Origin of the sequence: Helicobacter sp. 'house sparrow 1', from assembly GCF_900199585.1 — a bacterium.
In the GTDB taxonomy this organism is placed as follows: Bacteria; Campylobacterota; Campylobacteria; order Campylobacterales; family Helicobacteraceae; genus Helicobacter_H.
Window position 1 is genome coordinate 1 of the sequence record NZ_FZQY01000012.1, and the last position, 17,527, is coordinate 17,527.

Genomic DNA, 17,527 nt, shown 5'->3' on the forward strand with positions numbered 1-17,527 from the left:
ACCAACCAAATGATTTTATCTGAAAGTATTTGAAAAAGGTAATCTCACTAAAAAATAAGAAAATACTGTAAAGAAAATAAAAGAACTTATAGTAGAAAATAAAGGAATTTCAAATGTTTATCTATTAGGTCCATTTAACAGTGAGCAGGATGCATTAAAACAAAAAGATCAAATGCAAGGCATATTAAAAGAATTAAATTCAAATGCTAATGTGATTGTAGTGGAATAAGTTTTAAACCCTAACTCTCATCAGAGTTGGGGTAGAAATAATTAAACTCAAACAATCAATCAAGGAGGGAAAAAACTAAAAGATGCAATGCATCAATGTTCTTTAAAATAAAGAGAAATCTTTCTTTCTCTTGCCACCACTTAATTTCTCTTTTTTTCAAAGATTTTTTATAAAACAAATCTTTAACAACTTAACATGACAAACAACACAACAAAATATGCTTTTTTGAAAGTTTTAGCATATTCATAATAGACTCCTATTAAGTGGTGGTAGGAGAGAGAAAGAATAAAATGAGCTCTTAGCTTAGGATTTAAGTGATTAAGAAATTAAATCAAAACTAAATGATAGTTTTTGTAAAACCAGATCTATAACTTTAAAATCAAAACTTATTGGATATATTGCCGTTTAGGTAAATTTTATTTGTTTATAATACTTGGTAATTTTTATCTAGCTTCAAGGAATTTTTTTTGAAAAAAACCAAATGTATCATAGATTCTAAGCGTATTATAATTAAGATAGGAACAACATCTTTAACCTATGAAAATGGTAATTTAAATTTAAGTCGTATTCAAAAACTTGTATGGGTATTGAGTGATTTAGTGAATAGTGGGAAAGAGGTTATTTTAGTAACTTCTGGTGCTATAGGTGTTGGAAGGAGTAAATTGGGTTATCTCTCTAAACCAAAGACAACACAAGAAAAACAAGCCTGTGCTTCTGTGGGTCAAGTGATTTTAATGAATATTTATTCCAAGTTTTTTGGAGAGTATGGCTATAGTATAGGACAGATTTTACTTACAAAAGATGTGATTCAAGATGAATATAGAAAGCAAAATGTAAGAAATACCTTTGAAACTTTAATAAACAATAAAATTATTCCAGTTGTGAATGAAAATGATAGCGTTTCTATTGATGAAATAGAAAATATATCCAGATTTGGAGATAATGATAGTTTGGCTGCAGTTGTATCTATAATCACCCAGGCAGATTTATTGATCATTTTATCAGATATTGATGGTCTATATGATAAGAATCCAAGGGTGCATAAGGATGCAAAAAAGATTGGAATTGTTGTTGAAATTACTGATGAAATCTTACAATATGCACAGGGAGTGGGAAGTGATTTTGGAACAGGAGGAATGCATACTAAACTTTTGGCTGCAAGGACCTTGATGGATAGTAATTGCTCTGTTGTGTTAGCTAGTGGTGAGAATCCTGAAATTATTTTGGATATTTTGAATGAAAAAGAAGTAGGGACAATCTTTGTTGCTAAGGATAAAATATGCTAGAACAACTTAAAAAAACTAAAGAAGCTTCCAAGGAATTAAAAAAACTTACCTCTGAAGATAGAAATAGTATTCTCTATAAGATTGCTAATAATTTTGAAAAATCTTTACCAGATATATTAAATGCAAATCAAGAAGATTTAAAAAATGCAAAGAATCTTTCTCCTGCACTTATGGATAGATTAAGACTTGATGAAAAGAGGGTTTCTTCTTTTATAGCGGGCATAAGAGAGCTTATTGCACTTCATGATCCCATTAGAGTTATTAAAAAAGATGTTAGACCAAATGGGCTTGAGATTGTCAAACAGAGTGTGCCTTTTGGAGTAGTAGGAATGATTTATGAGGCACGACCCAATGTTACTAGTGATGCAATTGGAATGTGTTTAAAAACAGGTAATGCAGTGGTTTTAAAAGGTGGCAGTGAAGCTTTAAATACAAATAAAATACTAGTAAATTTGGCTAAAGAAGCACTAAGGGACTTTGGAGTATCTTTGGAGTGTGTTTCTTTAGTTGAAAGTAGAGAAGATATACAAGAGATGTTAAAACTAAGAGACTTGATTGATGTAATCATTCCAAGAGGAGGGGAGGGGCTAATCAAGTTTGTGGTAGAAAATTCTAAGATTCCTGTGCTTGAAACAGGTAGTGGAAATTGTCATATTTTTGTTGATAAGAGTGCGGATTTTAAGATGGCATTAGAGATTATCATCAATGCAAAAATAAGTCGTGTATCTGTTTGTAATGCGGTAGAGAAAGTTTTGGTGCATCAAGATGTTGCCAAAGATTTTGTTCCTTTGTTGCTTGCTAAGCTAAGAGAAAATCAAGTAGAGATCATTGGGTGCAATAAGGTTAGACAAATAGATTTTGATGTGATAGAAGCAAGTGAGGAAGATTTTTTTGAAGAGTATTTAGATTATAAGATTTGTATCAAGATTGTAAAAGATTTGACAGAAGCTATCAATCATATTAATACTTATAGCTCTCATCATTCAGAATCTATCATCACAAATAATCTTCAAGATAAAGAAGAATTCTTTAAAGAGATTGATTCTGCAGTGGTGTATCATAATGCCTCAACGCGCTTTAGTGATGGGGTAGAGTTTGGATTTGGGGCAGAGATAGGGATTAGCACACAGAAATTTCATGCAAGAGGACCTATGGGATTAGAGGCTTTATGTAGCTATAAATATCTTGTATCAGGAAATGGACAGATTAGAGAATAAAGGAGTTGTAATGATTAGAGTATATTTTCTTGTAGGGTTGGTAATAAGTTTAGTATCTTCAAAAGAGTATGTTTTAGAAAAGCTTGTTTCTAGGAATATGACATATGCTTCAAATGATAATGTGAGTTTTGTGATTGAGGGTAATAAAATTTATGGTAGTAATGGATGCAATCGCTTTTTTGGTAATTTAAATAAAAATCAAATTACAAATTTAGGCAACACAATGATGGCTTGTTCAAAAGAGGATATGAGACTTGAGACAGAGGTAATGGGAATTATCAAAAATTCTCATCTTAGTTTTTATGAGGATCGAGTTTTAATAAAAAATAATTATGGAGAGATGGTATTTAAAGCAAGGTGATTTAGGGTTCAGGCATTAGATAAAAGTCATCTTTATATCTTTTGCCATCTGATTTTTCTATGGATATTTTTTGCTCTTGGTTTAAAAGAATCTTTGGAATATGTGTTTTTAAAATTTGTATTTTTTGTGTAATTTCATCATAATATTTTTGTGCTAGTTTATTACTACTTTGATTATTTATCCACGCAGTTCCCTTATTATAGGATTTTATGATTTTTTGCTGATCACCAGAATATTTTTGATTCCAAAAAAGTAGCTGTTCAAGTGCAATTTTTAGAGCAAGGTTTTTATCTTGAGTGAGTATCTTTCCTACAAGGTTGCGATTAAAACCTGTGTCTTTAAGTTTAGTATATTGTTTGATTACCAAGGGAATATATGCATGAAATATTCCAGCACTAGGATCTGAAAAATTTATAAGATATTCCCCAGCACAAGATTCTTGCCAGGCAATGGCTGCTAAAATGTATCCAAAACCATCATTCTTGCCATAAGAATACGCATCTAAAATGACTTGAGTTTGATTTTCATTAAAACTACTAGGAGAATCACAATTCGCAAACAGTTGATCTTTTGGAATCTGGCCATAAAGCGATAAAAACAGGATAAAAGGAATAAAAAGTCTGTTTCCCAAATAAGTGCTAGCCCTTAATTTAGATTTTTGTATAATTATACAAAAAACCAAGAGTTAAGGAAAAATGTTGGAAAGTGTGCAGTTATTTGTTGAAATTTTAGTTGAAGAATTACCAGCTTTGCCATTTTTAAAGGAATTTAAAAACTTTGGAGAAAAATGGGATAAGGTCTTATTAGATCATAAAATCAAGTGCAATAGCCAGTTTTTTTATACTCCAAGGAGGATTGTAATTTGTGTAGATAATTTTCCAAAAAAGACACAAGATGAAGTAGTGGAAGTTTTTGGACCTCCTGTGCAAATAGCATTTGAAGGGGGAGATAAGAATCAAAAGCTAGCACCAGCAGGAGAAGCATTTTTAAGAAAAAATAATCTTTCACAAGAAAACCTGCAAACTTACAATAAAAATAATAAAGAGGTACTTTATGCAAAATTGGTGCAAGATGGGATTTTTACAGATAGCGTTATTGTAAAAATTGTGGAGAGTTTTTTGGAAAGTCTAAGCTTTGGTAAGCATATGAGATGGGGAAATGTCAAAGAATCTTTCATTCGTCCTATTAGAAACATTATTATATTTTTAGATGGGGTATTTTTTAAATCTTGTGCCTATGGTCTGCAAAGTGAGCCAAAAACACTGGTGCATCGTAGTTTTGGATATGATTATAAGGAAGTAACGAGCTTTTTACAATATCAAGATCTTTTAGAAAAAAATGGCGTGATCTTATCTCAAGAAAGAAGAAGAGAAATCATACTAGAGCAAATAAGATCCATTGAAGCAAAAAATAATGTTTGTATCGAAATAGATTCTGAACTTTTAGATGAAGTTGTTGCAATTACAGAGTATCCAAGAGCTATTTTAGGAAGCTTTGATGAAAAATTTTTGGTTTTGCCAAAAGAGGTGATTATCACTTCAATGAAAGAAAATCAACGCTATTTTGCAGTCTATAAAGATAAGACATTACAAGAATTATCCAATCATTTTGTAATGGTAAGTAATTCAGTCACCAAGAATGAAGAAATAGTAGTCTTAGGGAATCAAAAAGTTTTGCGTGCTAGATTGGAAGATGCAATATTTTTCTATGAAAATGATTTAAGAAATGGTTTGCAGACTGATGGATTAGCAAATATAGTTTTTATTGATGGTGCAGGTAGTATCTGGGATAAGATAAAAAGAGAAATAGAGATTGCAAAGTTTTTGGTAGAAAAAATAAAGGATAAGGAATTAAATTGGGATTTGATCCAACAAGCCATCACTTTTTCTAAAGCTGATTTATTAAGCGAAATGGTATATGAGTTCCCAAATCTTCAAGGGTTAATGGGGTCTTATTATGCCAAGGCAATGAATTTGGGGGATCAGATTGCATTGGCAATCAAAGAGCAGTATTTACCAACAGGGGAAAAGTCTGCATTACCAAGTTCTCTTTTTAGTTCAATTGTGGCACTTGCAAATAAATTTGATAATATCTTCACACTTTTTAGTGTAGGGAAAATACCAACAGGTTCAAGAGATCCTTTTGCATTAAGAAGATCTGCAAGTGGGATTTTGCGTATTATTTTGGCACAAAAAATAGATTTTGATCTTCAAAAGGATTTGAGATCTTTATCTCAAAGAGTGGGTTATCAAAATATTTGTGAAGAAAAAATACCTTCCTTTTTTATTGAGCGTATGGAGGGAATTTTAGGGGTAAATCCTTCTCTTATAAAAAGTGTGTTGGCAACAAAAGAGGCTAATATTTGTGATATTTTTGCTAAAGTAGAAGCGCTAAATACTTATCTCTCACAAGATAAAGAAACCTTTGTAGCAACATTTAAGAGAGTAGCTAATATCTTAAAAGATATGCCAGAAGTATCTAATATTGATCCTAAACTCTTTGAATATGAGGCAGAAAAAAAACTCTTTAGTTTATATGAAAAAATTTCAAAAAGTAAATATGACAACTATGTTGAACAGATGAAGAATCTTTGTTCTTTTAAGCCTTTATTGGATGATTTTTTTAATGAAGTAATGGTAAATGTAGAAAATCAGACAATAAGGCAAAATAGAGTGACGCTGATTACCAGAATTTATAATGAGTTCTTAAAAATTGCTGATATTAAAGAAATTAGTTTCTAATTAAATAAGAACTTAACAATTTTGCGATTAAAATTGTGACTTGAAATTTTGTTAGTTGGGTTGCGGATGAAAAAGATCTTTTTGTCAGTTTTATTTTTAGAATTATTATTTTCTTATGAGCTTAGTTTTGATCAGTTTGTAGCAAGTGTGGAGAAGAATTCCATTGAATTGATTAAGAGTAAAGCTCAGTTTGATGCAGGGTTGCAGGAACAAAAAGCAAATATGGCTTGGAATCCTTCTTCTCTTGAGAGTGAGGTTAGTCTTGGTAAAAATGGCAATACTCTTAGTGTAGAGAGCACTACATTATTTATGCTTGCTCCTAGACTTCCCTGGGTGGTTTCTATGTTGAAACAGAGCTTGCAGGTAAAGACACTACAATATCAAAAAAATTATGAATTATTAAAAGAATTATCTGTCATTGGTGCAAAGAGAGTCTATCTTTCTTACCTTTTTACAAAAGAGAAATATGCAATTTATCAGCAAAGAGAGCAGAACTTTTTATCTCAATTAAAAATTGCAGAGCTAAAGTTTAAACTAGGAAGTGTGTCAAAAAAAGATTATGTGAATTTTAAAAACTCTTATTATGATGTTAAGGCTTCAAGGGTACAAACTCAAAAGGAATTGATGGAGCTAGAGAGTGCATTAGCAAAAATCCTTGGAATTAAGCTTCTTGATAAAGAAATTAAGGTTTTGGGATTAGATTTTGTATATTTTTCTTTAAAAGAAGAGGAAATCAAAGATTTAATTTCAAAATCTCCTTATATAGAGATTCTTGCTCTGAGTGCAAAAGATTATGGAATTAATGCAAAAGCTTCTAGTTATGAGAGATGGGATAGTTTTCAAATTGGAGCAGGTTTGCAGAATACTACAATGGGTAATCTATCTGAAAATCAAGCAAATATCAGATTGCAATTACCCATTCCTTTAACAAAAAGATATGACCATCTTAAGAAAAAGTTTATGGTATTGCAAAGTGCTACCTTAAGGGAGAGTGAAGTTACTAAAAACAACATTGAAGTACAAGCTTTATCCTATTTTCTGCAGTTAAAAACAAAAAGAGAATTTATTGATGTGCAAAAAGAAAGCATTAATAATAAAAAAGAACTGGTGGAAATGGGAAAATTTGCTTATGAATCTCAAAAGATCAGTCTTTTTGAGTATCTTGCATATCAAAATGCCTATATGGACGCATTAATTAAGATGATAGAAGCAAAAATGGAATATGTCCAAATACAAACTTTTTTAGAAGAAACTCTGGGAATTGCACTCAAGGAAAGGAAAATAAAATGAAAAAAATTTTATTAATTGTGAGTTGTTTATTTTTTGTTTATGCCTATGAGGAAGTGGGTCTCTCTGATAGCGAGAGAAAAAAACTAGGAATAGAATTGGTTACGATTGGTCAAGAGGTTAGCACAAAAGGACTACCTTTTAATGCATTTGTGGATTTTGATTCTAAAACTTCAATTACACAAAGTTCTACTTTTGATGTGGTTGTGGTGGCCCTACATAAAAGGGAAGGCGAGAAAGTAAGAAAGGGTGAAGTAATTTGTGAGATAAGCTCTAGTGATTTAAATAATTTATTCTTTGAGCTTGAAAATGCTCAAAATCGATATGACATAGCCAATGAAATTGCCAAGAAAGATAAATTGCTTTTTGAATCAGGAGTAATCTCTCAAAGAGAATATCAAGTAAGCTATCTTAATGCCGGAGAATTAAGACTAAAACTAGATCAGGTTAAAAGTACTTTTGATGTATTTGGTATTGATATAAAAAAACCAAAAGGAAAATTTGGATTTAGAATTGTTGCAAAAGAAGATGGAATCCTAGCGGTTGCACCAAAGCAAACAGGAGAGAAAATTATTGCTTTTAGTCCTTATATTCGTATTGTAGATGGCTTGGACTTGATGGCAAGAATTAGGGTTCCTATCAACATGGTGTATTATGTAAAGCCCGGTGCTAAGGTTTTTGATAATCAGGGCAAACAAATTGGAGTGATTACTACCGTGTCTGTTGTAATTGATAGATCTACCAATACAGTTTTAGCAACAGCAAGTCTAAGGGATACAAAATTTAAAGTGGGCGAAACAATTGAGGCATATATTGATAGTAGATTACCTCAAGATTCTATAGTGGTGCCAGTAGAAGCAATTATCAAGAACAATGGTGATTATCTTGTGTTTAAAAAAACTCAAAAAGGCTTTTTGCCAATAAAGATCCAAATCTTAGAGGAGAAGAATAGAGCATTCATCATTAATGCATTTGACAAGATAAAAGTAGGTGATGAAGTTGCCATAGGCTCTATTATAGCGCTTAAGGGTATTATTAATAATATTGGAGATTAGTGATGCTTGCTAGGATTATTGAATTTTCACTTCGTCAAAGAATAATGACGATTTTGTGTGCTTTAGGGCTTTTGGTATTTGGAATTTATAATTTTTTAACCATACCCATAGATGCTTTTCCCGATATCTCTTCAACACAGGTAAAACTAGTTGTAAAAGCACCAGGAATGGCACCAGAAGAGGTAGAAAATCGAGTAGTTAGACCTTTAGAGCTTGAATTATTGGGATTACAGGGTGAAAAGTCTTTGCGTAGTGTTTCTAAATATGCAATTGCTGATATTACACTTGATTTTGAAGATGATGTAAATATTTATCTGGCTAGAAATATGGTAAATGAAAGAATTATGGGGGTTCTTGATGATTTACCTAGTGGCGTAAGTGTAACACTAGGACCAATTGTTAGTCCATTGTCTGATATGTTTATGTTTACAGTAGATGGCAATTTACCTGAAATTAAAAAGCGTGAAATTATGGATTTTACTATTCGCCCTGCTTTAAGGAGTATCAGAGGGGTTGCGGATGTAAATCCTATGGGAGGATATGCAAAAGCTATAGCTGTGGTTCCAGATTTTAATGATATGGCAAGACTTGGAATAAATATTAGTGATTTGCAACAAGTTTTAAAAGAGAACCTAAAGAATGATGGAGCAGGTAAGGTTGATAGAAGTGGGGAAACTTTCCTGGTAAAGATTCAATCTGCTGCCCTTGATGAGGATTCTATAAAAAACATTACCATATCTACAAAAAATGGGTTTTTGAGAATAGGTGATTTTTGTAATGTGGTTCCAAGCTATCGCACAAGATTAGGATTTTTAACTAAAGATGGAGTTGGAGAGGCTGTTGGCGGCCTTGTGCTTTCTGTGAAAGGTTCTAACTCAAAAGAAACAATTCAAAGGATTTATGAAAAATTTGAAGAATTGAAAAAAATTCTGCCAAAAGAGTTAAGTATTAATGTTTATTATGATCGTTCTGATCTAACACAAAAGGCCGTAGATACTGTGAGTAAAACACTCATTGAGGCAATTGTTTTGATTATAATTACCCTATTTTTATTTTTGGGGGATTTGCGTGCAGCAATTGCTGTAAGTGTGATTTTACCTCTAGCCCTTAGTGTTGCTTTTATTTTTATGAAAAATTATGGCATTACGGCAAATTTAATGAGTTTGGGTGGTTTGGCCATTGCTATTGGAATCTTAGTGGATTCTGCTGTAGTAATGGTAGAAAATGCCTTTGAGCGCTTAAGTGGGAATAAAACTCTGACAAAATTACATCTTGTGTATCGGGCTTGTAGTGAAATTGCTGTTTCTGTATTTAGTGGAATATTAATTATCATTATCTTCTTTGTGCCTATTTTGACTTTAGAGGGGTTGGAGGGGAAAATGTTTAGACCTCTGGCACAAAGCATCGTTTTTGCCTTACTTGGTTCTTTGGTTTTAGCAATGACTGTTATTCCTGTAGTCAGTTCAATGGTATTAAAAGCAAAAGAACATCACGAAACTTTCCTTGTAAGGATAATTAATAAAGTTTATCACCCCGCTTTAGATTTTTGTTTAAGAAACTCTAAGATCGTATTTTTAGGTGCATTCATTTTTTTGGTTGCAAGTTTTTCACTATTTCCTTTTATTGGTAAATCATTTATGCCAACCCTTGATGAGGGGGATTTGGTTTTGACAATTGAGACTACTCCTGCAGTATCTATTAATCAAGCAAAGGATTTGATGCTAAGAATTGAAAGACAGATCAAAACTGTAAGTGAAGTAAAATCAGCTGTTGGTAGGACAGGGTCAGATGAATTGGGATTAGATCTTTCAGGTTTTAATCAGACTGATATTTTTGTTGCATTTAAGCCTAAAAAAGAATGGAGTGTAGAAACTAAAGAAGAATTGATTGAAAAGATACATATGGCTCTAAAGGATTTTAAGGGTATTAGCTTTACTTACACACAACCCATTGATATGAGAGTTTCAGAGATGCTCACTGGGGTGCGTGGAGATTTAGCAATTAAAGTTTTTGGGGAAGATATTGGAGCTTTAAATAATCTAAGTTCTCAAATTGTAAGAATTATAGAAGGAGTTAGGGGATCTAGTCAGGTTTTTACAGCCTTAAACAAAGGAGTAAATTATCTTTATGTAACACCCTATAAAGATGTGATGGCAAATGTTGGGATTACAACAGAAGAATTTTCAAAGTTTATGAAATCTTCTTTAGAGGGGATTGTCGTAGAATATATTCCTCAAGGAATTGCTAGAATTCCTGTTATTATCCGACAAAATAATGCAATTGCTGAAGATATTACAATGCTAAAGAGTTTAGAGATGAGTTCAGAGAGTGGCACACCTGTCCCTATTAGTTCTATTGCAGAGATTAAGGAAGTGGATGGTCCTGTAACCATCTATCGTGAAAATGCTCGAAGATATAGTGTAATTAGAAGTAATGTTGAAAATAGAGATTTGGGTAGTTTTGTAAAAGAAGTTCAAGATAGAATACAAAAAGAGGTAAAGCTGCCAAGTGGATATTATATTACTTATGGAGGACAATTTGAAAATCAGCAAAGAGCAAATGCAAGATTATCGACAGTTATTCCTCTTAGTATAGTGGTGATATTTTTCATTTTATTTTTCACTTTTAAAAGCATTCCTTTATCCTTACTGATTCTGCTTAATATTCCTTTTGCAGTAACTGGAGGCTTAATTTCCTTGTATTTTTCTGGGGAGTATATCTCTGTTCCTGCAAGTGTTGGATTTATTGCATTATTTGGGATTGCTGTTTTAAATGGGGTTGTGATGGTAGGTTATTTCAAAGAACTAATTTCTCAGGGAATTGGTATAGATGAGGCGGTTCAAAAAGGTGCTAAGAGAAGATTAAGACCTGTATTAATGACAGCTTGTATTGCAGCTCTTGGGCTTATTCCAATGCTTCTTTCTAATGGGGTGGGTTCTGAGGTGCAAAGACCTCTAGCAGTTGTGGTGTTGGGAGGATTGGTAACCTCAAGCATGCTAACTTTATTGATATTGCCTCCAATGTTTAGAATCATTGCCAAAAAAATTAAGTTATAAGGGGTAGTAATGCTTGAGGTTTATTTGGAAATAGAGCTAAAAAATAAAATGATAGATTTACTTTTGGAAAATGGTGTGAGTAGTTTTTATTGTTTTGATGGCTACAAGTATGCCTTAAAAGAGGATTTAATTAGCGAAAAAGAAAAGGTAAGTGGTAGAAAGGAATGTGCCCTATTTAAGATTTTTTTAGAAGAAAAGAAGAATAAAAAAATCATCAAGCTAATTAAAGAAAATATAGATTCTAATAAGATGGAGATCTTTTAGAATCTATAGCCAATACCAAAACTAAAAAAGCTTGAGAAGTCAATTTCATTTTCAACATAGTATTGATACTTTCCTATGCCAGGCATTGAAGTTTCTAAAATAGGGTAATGTGTATATGTACTAAAAAGTCCTCCTATTGGACCAATCCTATAGGTTAAAGAGAAATAAAGGGAGGGGGTTTGGAATAGGACTCCTATATTTGGATAAAAACCAATATTGTAAAATACAGGTCTATCAACTCCATAAATACCATCTAGAAATTCACTGGTACCCTTAAAATAATTTACATCAATATTAAGCCCGCTAAGAAATCCAATAGAGGTATTGTTTTTTTGAAAAAAGTTCCAGATATATTGCGCAGATATTCCTGTTTTGATTGTTAAAAATCCAAAATCTAAATGGGAGTAGAGTTGTTGAGATAAATCCTTGCTTATGGTGTTGAGTTCCATAGTGGCATATCCCATTTGTAATTTTAGTCCAATTCTAAGGCCGTGATTTGTGGGTATGTCTTGCTTGTTTTTGAAATAAAGCTCATACCCTCCCAAGAAACCTAATACATAATTTATTCCTCTTGGATTTTTGATACTAAGGGGGATATAAGAATTTGTGGCAAAAGTGCTTACTCTTTGTTGGTGTGAGATATTTAAGATTCCAAATTCATTTTCATATCCAAAGAAAAAGCCATCTTTTGCAAAAATATAGGATATTGAGGCTATAAGAATAAAATTAACTCTAATAAATTGCCCACTCCCCATTTTTTTGTTCCTTTATTAATCTTTTCTCTCAATAACATAATAAATATCTACCCCATCCTGAATAATATCTAAAACATTGTAGCCATAGTTTTTGGCATCAATGGGGATGGTATTAATACTTTGAGGACAGTCGCTCACAATCTCTAAAATTTCTCCTTTTTTAAGTTGTTTGAGTGCTTCTAGTCCCTCAATGGCAGGATATGGACAGGGTTCTCCCCTTAGATCTAAATGATAATTAATAGTGTATTTTTTCATTGCTTTAACTCCTTTTTAATTCTTATTTGAATCTTTTTTTCTAAGAAAAGTATGAAGCATAAAAATAGGATGAGAAAAATATAATTAATAAATAGGCCACCATAATTTCCAAAGCTCTCTAAAAGATTAATTCTTGGGTAATCCTTGGCTAGGACTTGAGAGTAAAGTGGCCAAGTATATGCAAGCAGAATGGAACCAATTAAATTTCCTATGCCTACAATCACATAATGAACCTGCCCTTCCATAGCACGATACATCCATCCACATTCACAACCTCCTGCAATTACAATACCAAGTCCAAATAAAAAACCTCCTATTATTACATTGGGTCCTGCCCATACAATTTTTGGAGGTATACCAAGCATAATAAAGATAAAAACCCCAAGAGTTGAGATAAACATTCCTAGAATGATTGCTCTTGCTACTAATCCTCTTCCTGTTAAAAATAAATCCCTAAAGGCAGATGTAAAACAAATTTGGGCCCTTGCAATCACAAAACCAAAGATCAGCCCAAATAAGGTAGCAATTCCAAGAACAGATAGTTTTGGTTTAAAGGTATCTTGTTGCATTAAAGTAATAATCCAAATTATTGATCCAAATAAAACAAGAATGCCAAGAAAAAAAGATAGCTTGGAGTGATCTTTTTTTATGGGCTTAAGACTAGCTCCAGCTTTGAGGCTAATGTGAGTTTGAAGGAAAGAGAGCTTTATTACTTTTGTACCCACATATACACCAACAATACTCATTAGAGTGAAAAACCAAGCATGAAGACTAAATTGAGGAATTCCTGTAAAAAAGCTTGCAAGATTGCATCCCATTCCAAGTCTTGCACCAAAACCAGCAATGATTCCACCTACAAGTGCTTGAGTAATTCTAATTTTGCTCTTAGGAACTCGAATTTTAAAGCCATTGGCAAAAAGTGTTGCAATCATAGCACCAAGGAACATACCAATAATCATTACACCATCTTTTCGTGTAAAAATACTACCCTCTAAGCCTATGATTTGAAAATATTCCCACTGTTTTGTTTGAATGCCAAAAAGTTGGAGTATCTCACCACCCCAGCGTGTAAATTCTCCGGTAACAGCCCAAGCAGATCCTGTGATGCCAAAATAATAAGCAGATAAAATTCCAATAAGCAGAATAGAATAAAAAGGATTCCAAAAATTTATAAGATATTTTTGTTTAAAGTCTTTCCACATAAAAGGCCTCTAAAATAAAAAAAAGTAGTTGGATTTTTAGAAGAAGAACTAATCTAAAAATGTATTGCTAGAACCTAGCACTATAAAGAAGGGTATTATATACAAAAATATTCCCTTGTGATAAAAAAATCTAGAAAGACTAGTAAAGACAAGTAAAAGCCAGAAAATTAACTTAAAATAAAAAATCCTAATTTTTAAAATTTAGGTTGTAAGGGCAATAAATTCTGCTCTTGTTTTAGAATCACTTTTAAAAATCCCCCTTAATGCGCTTGTATGAATACTAGAATGCTGTTTTTGGATTCCTTGCATTCTCATACAAAGATGGGTGGCCTTGCAAGTTACCATTACCCCTTTTGGTTCAAGAAGCTCCATTAGCGTATCTGCAATTTGTGTAGTCAGTCTTTCTTGTATTTGCAAGCGATGAGAAAAAATATCAACCAACCTTGCCAATCCTCCAATACCCGCAAGTTTTTTATCTGGAATATATCCGATATTGACAAAGCCAAAAAATGGTAAGAGGTGATGCTCACACATTGAGTAAAATTCGATATCTTTGAGTGTAATCATTTCATCAAAATTTTCTTCATTAAAAACACTGCCTAGAGCTTGGTGTATATCTTGCTTGTAACCATCAAAAATATTTTCATAAAGTTTTTTGATTCTAAAAGGGGTTTCTCTTAAACCCTCTCTTGAGGGATCCTCTCCAATTTGTAATAAGAATTCTTTGAAATCAAGCATATTTTTTTCCTAAAAGCACTTTGATTCTATTTTGTATACTAGGATGTGTGCTAAAAGCTTCGTTGCTAAAGATGTAAGCAGCTGCCCTTGTGGGGTTTGTATCTATTTTACTGTAATCGCTTTTTGCATAATCTTGAGAAATTTTTTGTAAAGCCCTAATCATAGGATCGCTATTTTGCATTAAAAACGCAGCTCCACTATCTGCCATATATTCTCTACTTCTACTCAAATATCTTTGTAATAAAATGCTAAAAATAGGTAAGAAAATTTGCAAAATCAGTAAAATACCTCTTGCAAAACTTGCGCCCTTAGCATTATTTCTACCATATGAAAAGAGTGTAAAATAATTCACCACTAGTAAAAAAATATTGCTTAAAATGCCTACACACATTGTAAGCCTTATATCACCATGTCTTATATGGCTAAGCTCGTGAGCAATGACTGCTTGGAGTTCATCATCATTTAAATGATTGATAAGAGATGAGGTTAGGGCAATTAGAGAATTCTTTTCATTCCAACCACTTGCAAAAGCATTCATATAGGGAGCTTCCATAATATAAAGTCTTGGCGTAAAATTAAGATCAGATTTTTTAACAAGATCTTTTAAAAGTTGGTAGATTCTTAGCTCCAAAGAACTTAGCTTTTTTGAAGGATCTATTTCCCTATAGTGATTTCCACTTAGCATAATGCGGTCAAAATTATTGATTGTATAAAGAGTGATGATTGAAGCAATACAAAGCATAGTAAAACTACAAGTAGGAAAGATTTGAAAACTTATAAGCTTAATGAGTGTGCCAGAAAAATCTTGGGCATTTAAATAAACAATGTCAGCTAGAAGTCCAATAAAAACAAAAATTGCAATATAGGTTAGAATTACAAATAGGCTTTTTTGATGATTTTTTCTAATAATTTCTTGAAAATGCATCTTTCCTCCTAATCAATCCATATAGGTCTATGTGCAACTTCTTCAATAAGGATTGTAGCATAACTTCCCTTAGGGAGAAAAAACTCTAACTCTAGCCAAGCCTCCTGTTCTATGTATCTATAGTGAATATTTTCTGGCCAAATCCAAGCATATCTTCTACTTCCATCCACATAGATTTGGGGATCTAAGAATCTTTCTTCAATGCCTTGGCTATCATCTTGACTCAAAAAGATTTTTTTGCCATAGATTGGTCCTGTTGGGGATAGTTGCCTTTCTTTAAATCTTTGGATATCTTCTTGTTGTAGCTGTGTGTGAAAAAATTTTCCAAAAGGAAAATGTTGGAGAACATCACCTTGAAAAATTTTAAAAAGATGTGGTTGGTTTTTAATGGATTTTATTTTTTCTTTCTCCCAAAAAATATTTTCTAGCTTGAGCGCTTCTTTAATCTCATTAATATTGAAGTGAAAAAATATCTTACTTAGTTTAAGGCGATAGGATAACCATTGGTTAAACAAATCGCTTTGATAGCTTGAAATAAGAAAGTTTTGAAGGGTTTTGTTGCGATATCTTACTTGTTTATGGATTATTTTTTGGCCTTCAAGATGATTATTTTTATCTTTTCCAAATCTTTGATATCCAAAATAATTAGGTAATCCATAAAGCTTAATATTTTCTATGGCTTGAATAATTTGAGTTGCATTAGTTGGTGTCACTCTTTTTAAACGAATAAAAAAATCATTACCTTTTAGATGCCCGAGTTTGATTTTATTGTTGTGGTAATTTTGTGAGAGTATCTTAATACCTAAGTCTTCAAGCTTTTTTAAATGGGAAGAGAGGTTGTGTGTAAATTTTTTATTAATTGAAAAATGTTGTGTTGTTGTTGCAGATTTATCTTTGAGCCCTGCATATCCTATTTCTTGAGATTTGCATCCTAAAAAAGAAGAGAGTATTTTTATTACATCTTGCGTATTTAATCCCTTTTTTCTGATATTTAAGATCAGGTGTTCGCCATGTTGAGAAAATGGGTAAAGAGGTATCTCTCTCACCATAAAATCCCTAGGATTTTGAGAAAAATAAAAGTCAATAGGAGAATGATTTAGTGCATAAATTTTTTGGGTCATTTAGACAATAGTTCTTTTAATAAAAGAGGATAGGTTAGTAAGAATCTCATAAGGGATGGTGTGAAATATCTCTGCCAATTCTCTTGCATCTTTAAACACACAGATTCTATCTTGAGTGCTAAGCGCAGAGAAACAATCCATAGAGGTTTTAGGTAGAAGTAAAAAACCATCGGCAGTAAAGAATTTTTTTTGTTTCCCATTAAAGCGAAATAATCCATCACCATAACCAATATCATAAGTGCTTACATAGCTATCTTCTTGAAGCTCTGTAACACCGCTATAGCCAATTTTAGCTCCCTTTCTTAAAAAGTGTGTGCAAATTTTATCAGCATATAAGCTTGCTACAGGTTTTAGATTCCTAGCACTTGGAATTTCAAAATCTGTAGAAAGATATCCATAGCTAGCAATCCCAATCCGAACTAAATCATCATCAATATTATTACTCCTAAGGGTTCCTGAAGAATTTAAAGAATGGAATCTTGGGATTTGAAATCCCTTTTTTTTGGCAAGGAGCTTTACTTTTTCTTTGATCTGTCTAAAGGCTTCTTGGTGGTCTTCAAAGCTACTATCTTTATCATCGCTATAACCATTGTGGGCGAAAACACCAAAAAGCTTAAGCTTTTTATCTAAAATTTTTTGTATAAATTCCTCTAAGTGATCAGGGTTGATGCCATTGCGATTCATACCGATATTGACTTTTAATTCTATGGAGGTATTTTTTGGTATTAGGTCAAGCTGGGATTCTGAATGGATTGTAGGGTAGATATTTGGTATAGAATTATCACTAATTCCACCATATAAAACTGTGATATGTTGGAATAAATGTGAAATTTGTCTTGCCTCAAATTCATTTTTTACAAAAACACTCTTGATACCATATTGGTGTGCTAAAGTAGCAATTTCTAATAACCCATGCCCATATGCATTGTCTTTTAAAACAATACCAATCTTCTCTTTAGACTTTATATGTTGAGCGATGGTATCAAGATTATTTTTATAAGATTTAGAACAAATAAAAATTTCTGCCATTTTACA

16 protein-coding genes are annotated in these 17,527 nt (G+C 32.3%); 8 read left to right on the forward strand and 8 right to left on the reverse strand.

Annotated elements, in window-relative coordinates; translation table 11 throughout:
• The first annotated feature begins 696 nt into the window (after nt 1-696).
• Genes proB through C6H31_RS06500 form a run of 3 tightly spaced genes read left to right on the forward strand, consistent with a single transcriptional unit; the run spans nt 697 to nt 3,093 of the window.
• Complete coding sequence (gene proB / locus C6H31_RS06490; protein ID WP_104698009.1) at nt 697-1,515, forward strand: glutamate 5-kinase; 819 nt, start codon at nt 697-699, stop codon at nt 1,513-1,515.
• On the forward strand, nt 1,509-2,732 hold the full coding sequence (locus C6H31_RS06495) for a glutamate-5-semialdehyde dehydrogenase (RefSeq protein WP_104698010.1): 1,224 nt from the start codon (nt 1,509-1,511) through the stop codon (nt 2,730-2,732). The genes proB and C6H31_RS06495 overlap by 7 nt, the downstream gene beginning before the upstream one ends.
• Before the next feature lie 10 nt (nt 2,733-2,742).
• Nucleotides 2,743-3,093 carry an META domain-containing protein gene (locus tag C6H31_RS06500; protein WP_158654753.1) on the forward strand — a complete coding sequence of 117 codons (351 nt, stop codon included), beginning with the start codon at nt 2,743-2,745 and terminating at the stop codon, nt 3,091-3,093.
• Between the two features lies 1 nt (nt 3,094).
• Here the strand turns inward: C6H31_RS06500 and C6H31_RS06505 are convergent, their stop codons facing one another.
• Entirely contained in the window at nt 3,095-3,724 is a 630-nt protein-coding gene (locus C6H31_RS06505; RefSeq protein WP_104698012.1) for a hypothetical protein, read from the reverse strand.
• A gap of 76 nt (nt 3,725-3,800) precedes the next feature.
• Here C6H31_RS06505 and glyS point away from each other — a divergent pair, with 76 nt between their 5' ends.
• From glyS to C6H31_RS06530, 5 genes are all read left to right on the forward strand, one after another.
• Nucleotides 3,801-5,834: a glycine--tRNA ligase subunit beta gene (gene glyS / locus C6H31_RS06510; RefSeq protein WP_233709980.1), complete on the forward strand. Its 2,034-nt coding sequence runs from the start codon at nt 3,801-3,803 to the stop codon at nt 5,832-5,834.
• Between the two features lie 66 nt (nt 5,835-5,900).
• Entirely contained in the window at nt 5,901-7,124 is a 1,224-nt protein-coding gene (locus tag C6H31_RS06515; RefSeq protein ID WP_104698014.1) for a TolC family protein, read from the forward strand.
• Nucleotides 7,121-8,176, forward strand: a complete 1,056-nt coding sequence (locus C6H31_RS06520) for an efflux RND transporter periplasmic adaptor subunit (RefSeq protein ID WP_104698015.1) — start codon at nt 7,121-7,123, stop codon at nt 8,174-8,176. The genes C6H31_RS06515 and C6H31_RS06520 overlap by 4 nt, the downstream gene beginning before the upstream one ends.
• A gap of 2 nt (nt 8,177-8,178) precedes the next feature.
• Nucleotides 8,179-11,232: an efflux RND transporter permease subunit gene (locus tag C6H31_RS06525; protein ID WP_104698016.1), complete on the forward strand. Its 3,054-nt coding sequence runs from the start codon at nt 8,179-8,181 to the stop codon at nt 11,230-11,232.
• Nucleotides 11,233-11,241: 9 nt separating this feature from the next.
• A complete protein-coding gene (locus tag C6H31_RS06530; RefSeq protein ID WP_104698017.1) occupies nt 11,242-11,496 on the forward strand; it encodes a DUF3240 family protein in 255 nt (84 codons plus the stop codon).
• Here C6H31_RS06530 and C6H31_RS06535 read toward each other — a convergent pair.
• The 7 genes from C6H31_RS06535 to C6H31_RS06565 all read right to left on the reverse strand — a co-directional run bounded on the left by C6H31_RS06535 (nt 11,493) and on the right by C6H31_RS06565 (nt 17,521).
• On the reverse strand, nt 11,493-12,251 hold the full coding sequence (locus C6H31_RS06535) for an outer membrane beta-barrel protein (protein WP_104698018.1): 759 nt from the start codon (nt 12,249-12,251) through the stop codon (nt 11,493-11,495). The genes C6H31_RS06530 and C6H31_RS06535 overlap by 4 nt on opposite strands.
• A gap of 15 nt (nt 12,252-12,266) precedes the next feature.
• The gene (yedF, locus tag C6H31_RS06540) at nt 12,267-12,506 is read right to left on the reverse strand and encodes a sulfurtransferase-like selenium metabolism protein YedF (protein ID WP_104698019.1); all 240 of its coding nucleotides are present in this window, start codon (nt 12,504-12,506) and stop codon (nt 12,267-12,269) included.
• Nucleotides 12,503-13,708, reverse strand: a complete 1,206-nt coding sequence (gene yedE / locus C6H31_RS06545) for a selenium metabolism membrane protein YedE/FdhT (protein WP_104698020.1) — start codon at nt 13,706-13,708, stop codon at nt 12,503-12,505. The genes yedF and yedE overlap by 4 nt, the downstream gene beginning before the upstream one ends.
• A 201-nt stretch (nt 13,709-13,909) precedes the next feature.
• Nucleotides 13,910-14,446, reverse strand: a complete 537-nt coding sequence (gene folE / locus C6H31_RS06550; RefSeq protein WP_104698021.1) for a GTP cyclohydrolase I FolE — start codon at nt 14,444-14,446, stop codon at nt 13,910-13,912.
• Nucleotides 14,439-15,371: a zinc metalloprotease HtpX gene (gene htpX, locus C6H31_RS06555; protein ID WP_104698022.1), complete on the reverse strand. Its 933-nt coding sequence runs from the start codon at nt 15,369-15,371 to the stop codon at nt 14,439-14,441. The genes folE and htpX overlap by 8 nt, the downstream gene beginning before the upstream one ends.
• An 8-nt stretch (nt 15,372-15,379) precedes the next feature.
• The gene (truD, locus tag C6H31_RS06560) at nt 15,380-16,492 is read right to left on the reverse strand and encodes a tRNA pseudouridine(13) synthase TruD (protein WP_104698023.1); all 1,113 of its coding nucleotides are present in this window, start codon (nt 16,490-16,492) and stop codon (nt 15,380-15,382) included.
• Nucleotides 16,493-17,521: an alanine racemase gene (locus C6H31_RS06565; protein ID WP_104698024.1), complete on the reverse strand. Its 1,029-nt coding sequence runs from the start codon at nt 17,519-17,521 to the stop codon at nt 16,493-16,495.
• Between the last annotated feature and the right edge of the window lie 6 nt (nt 17,522-17,527).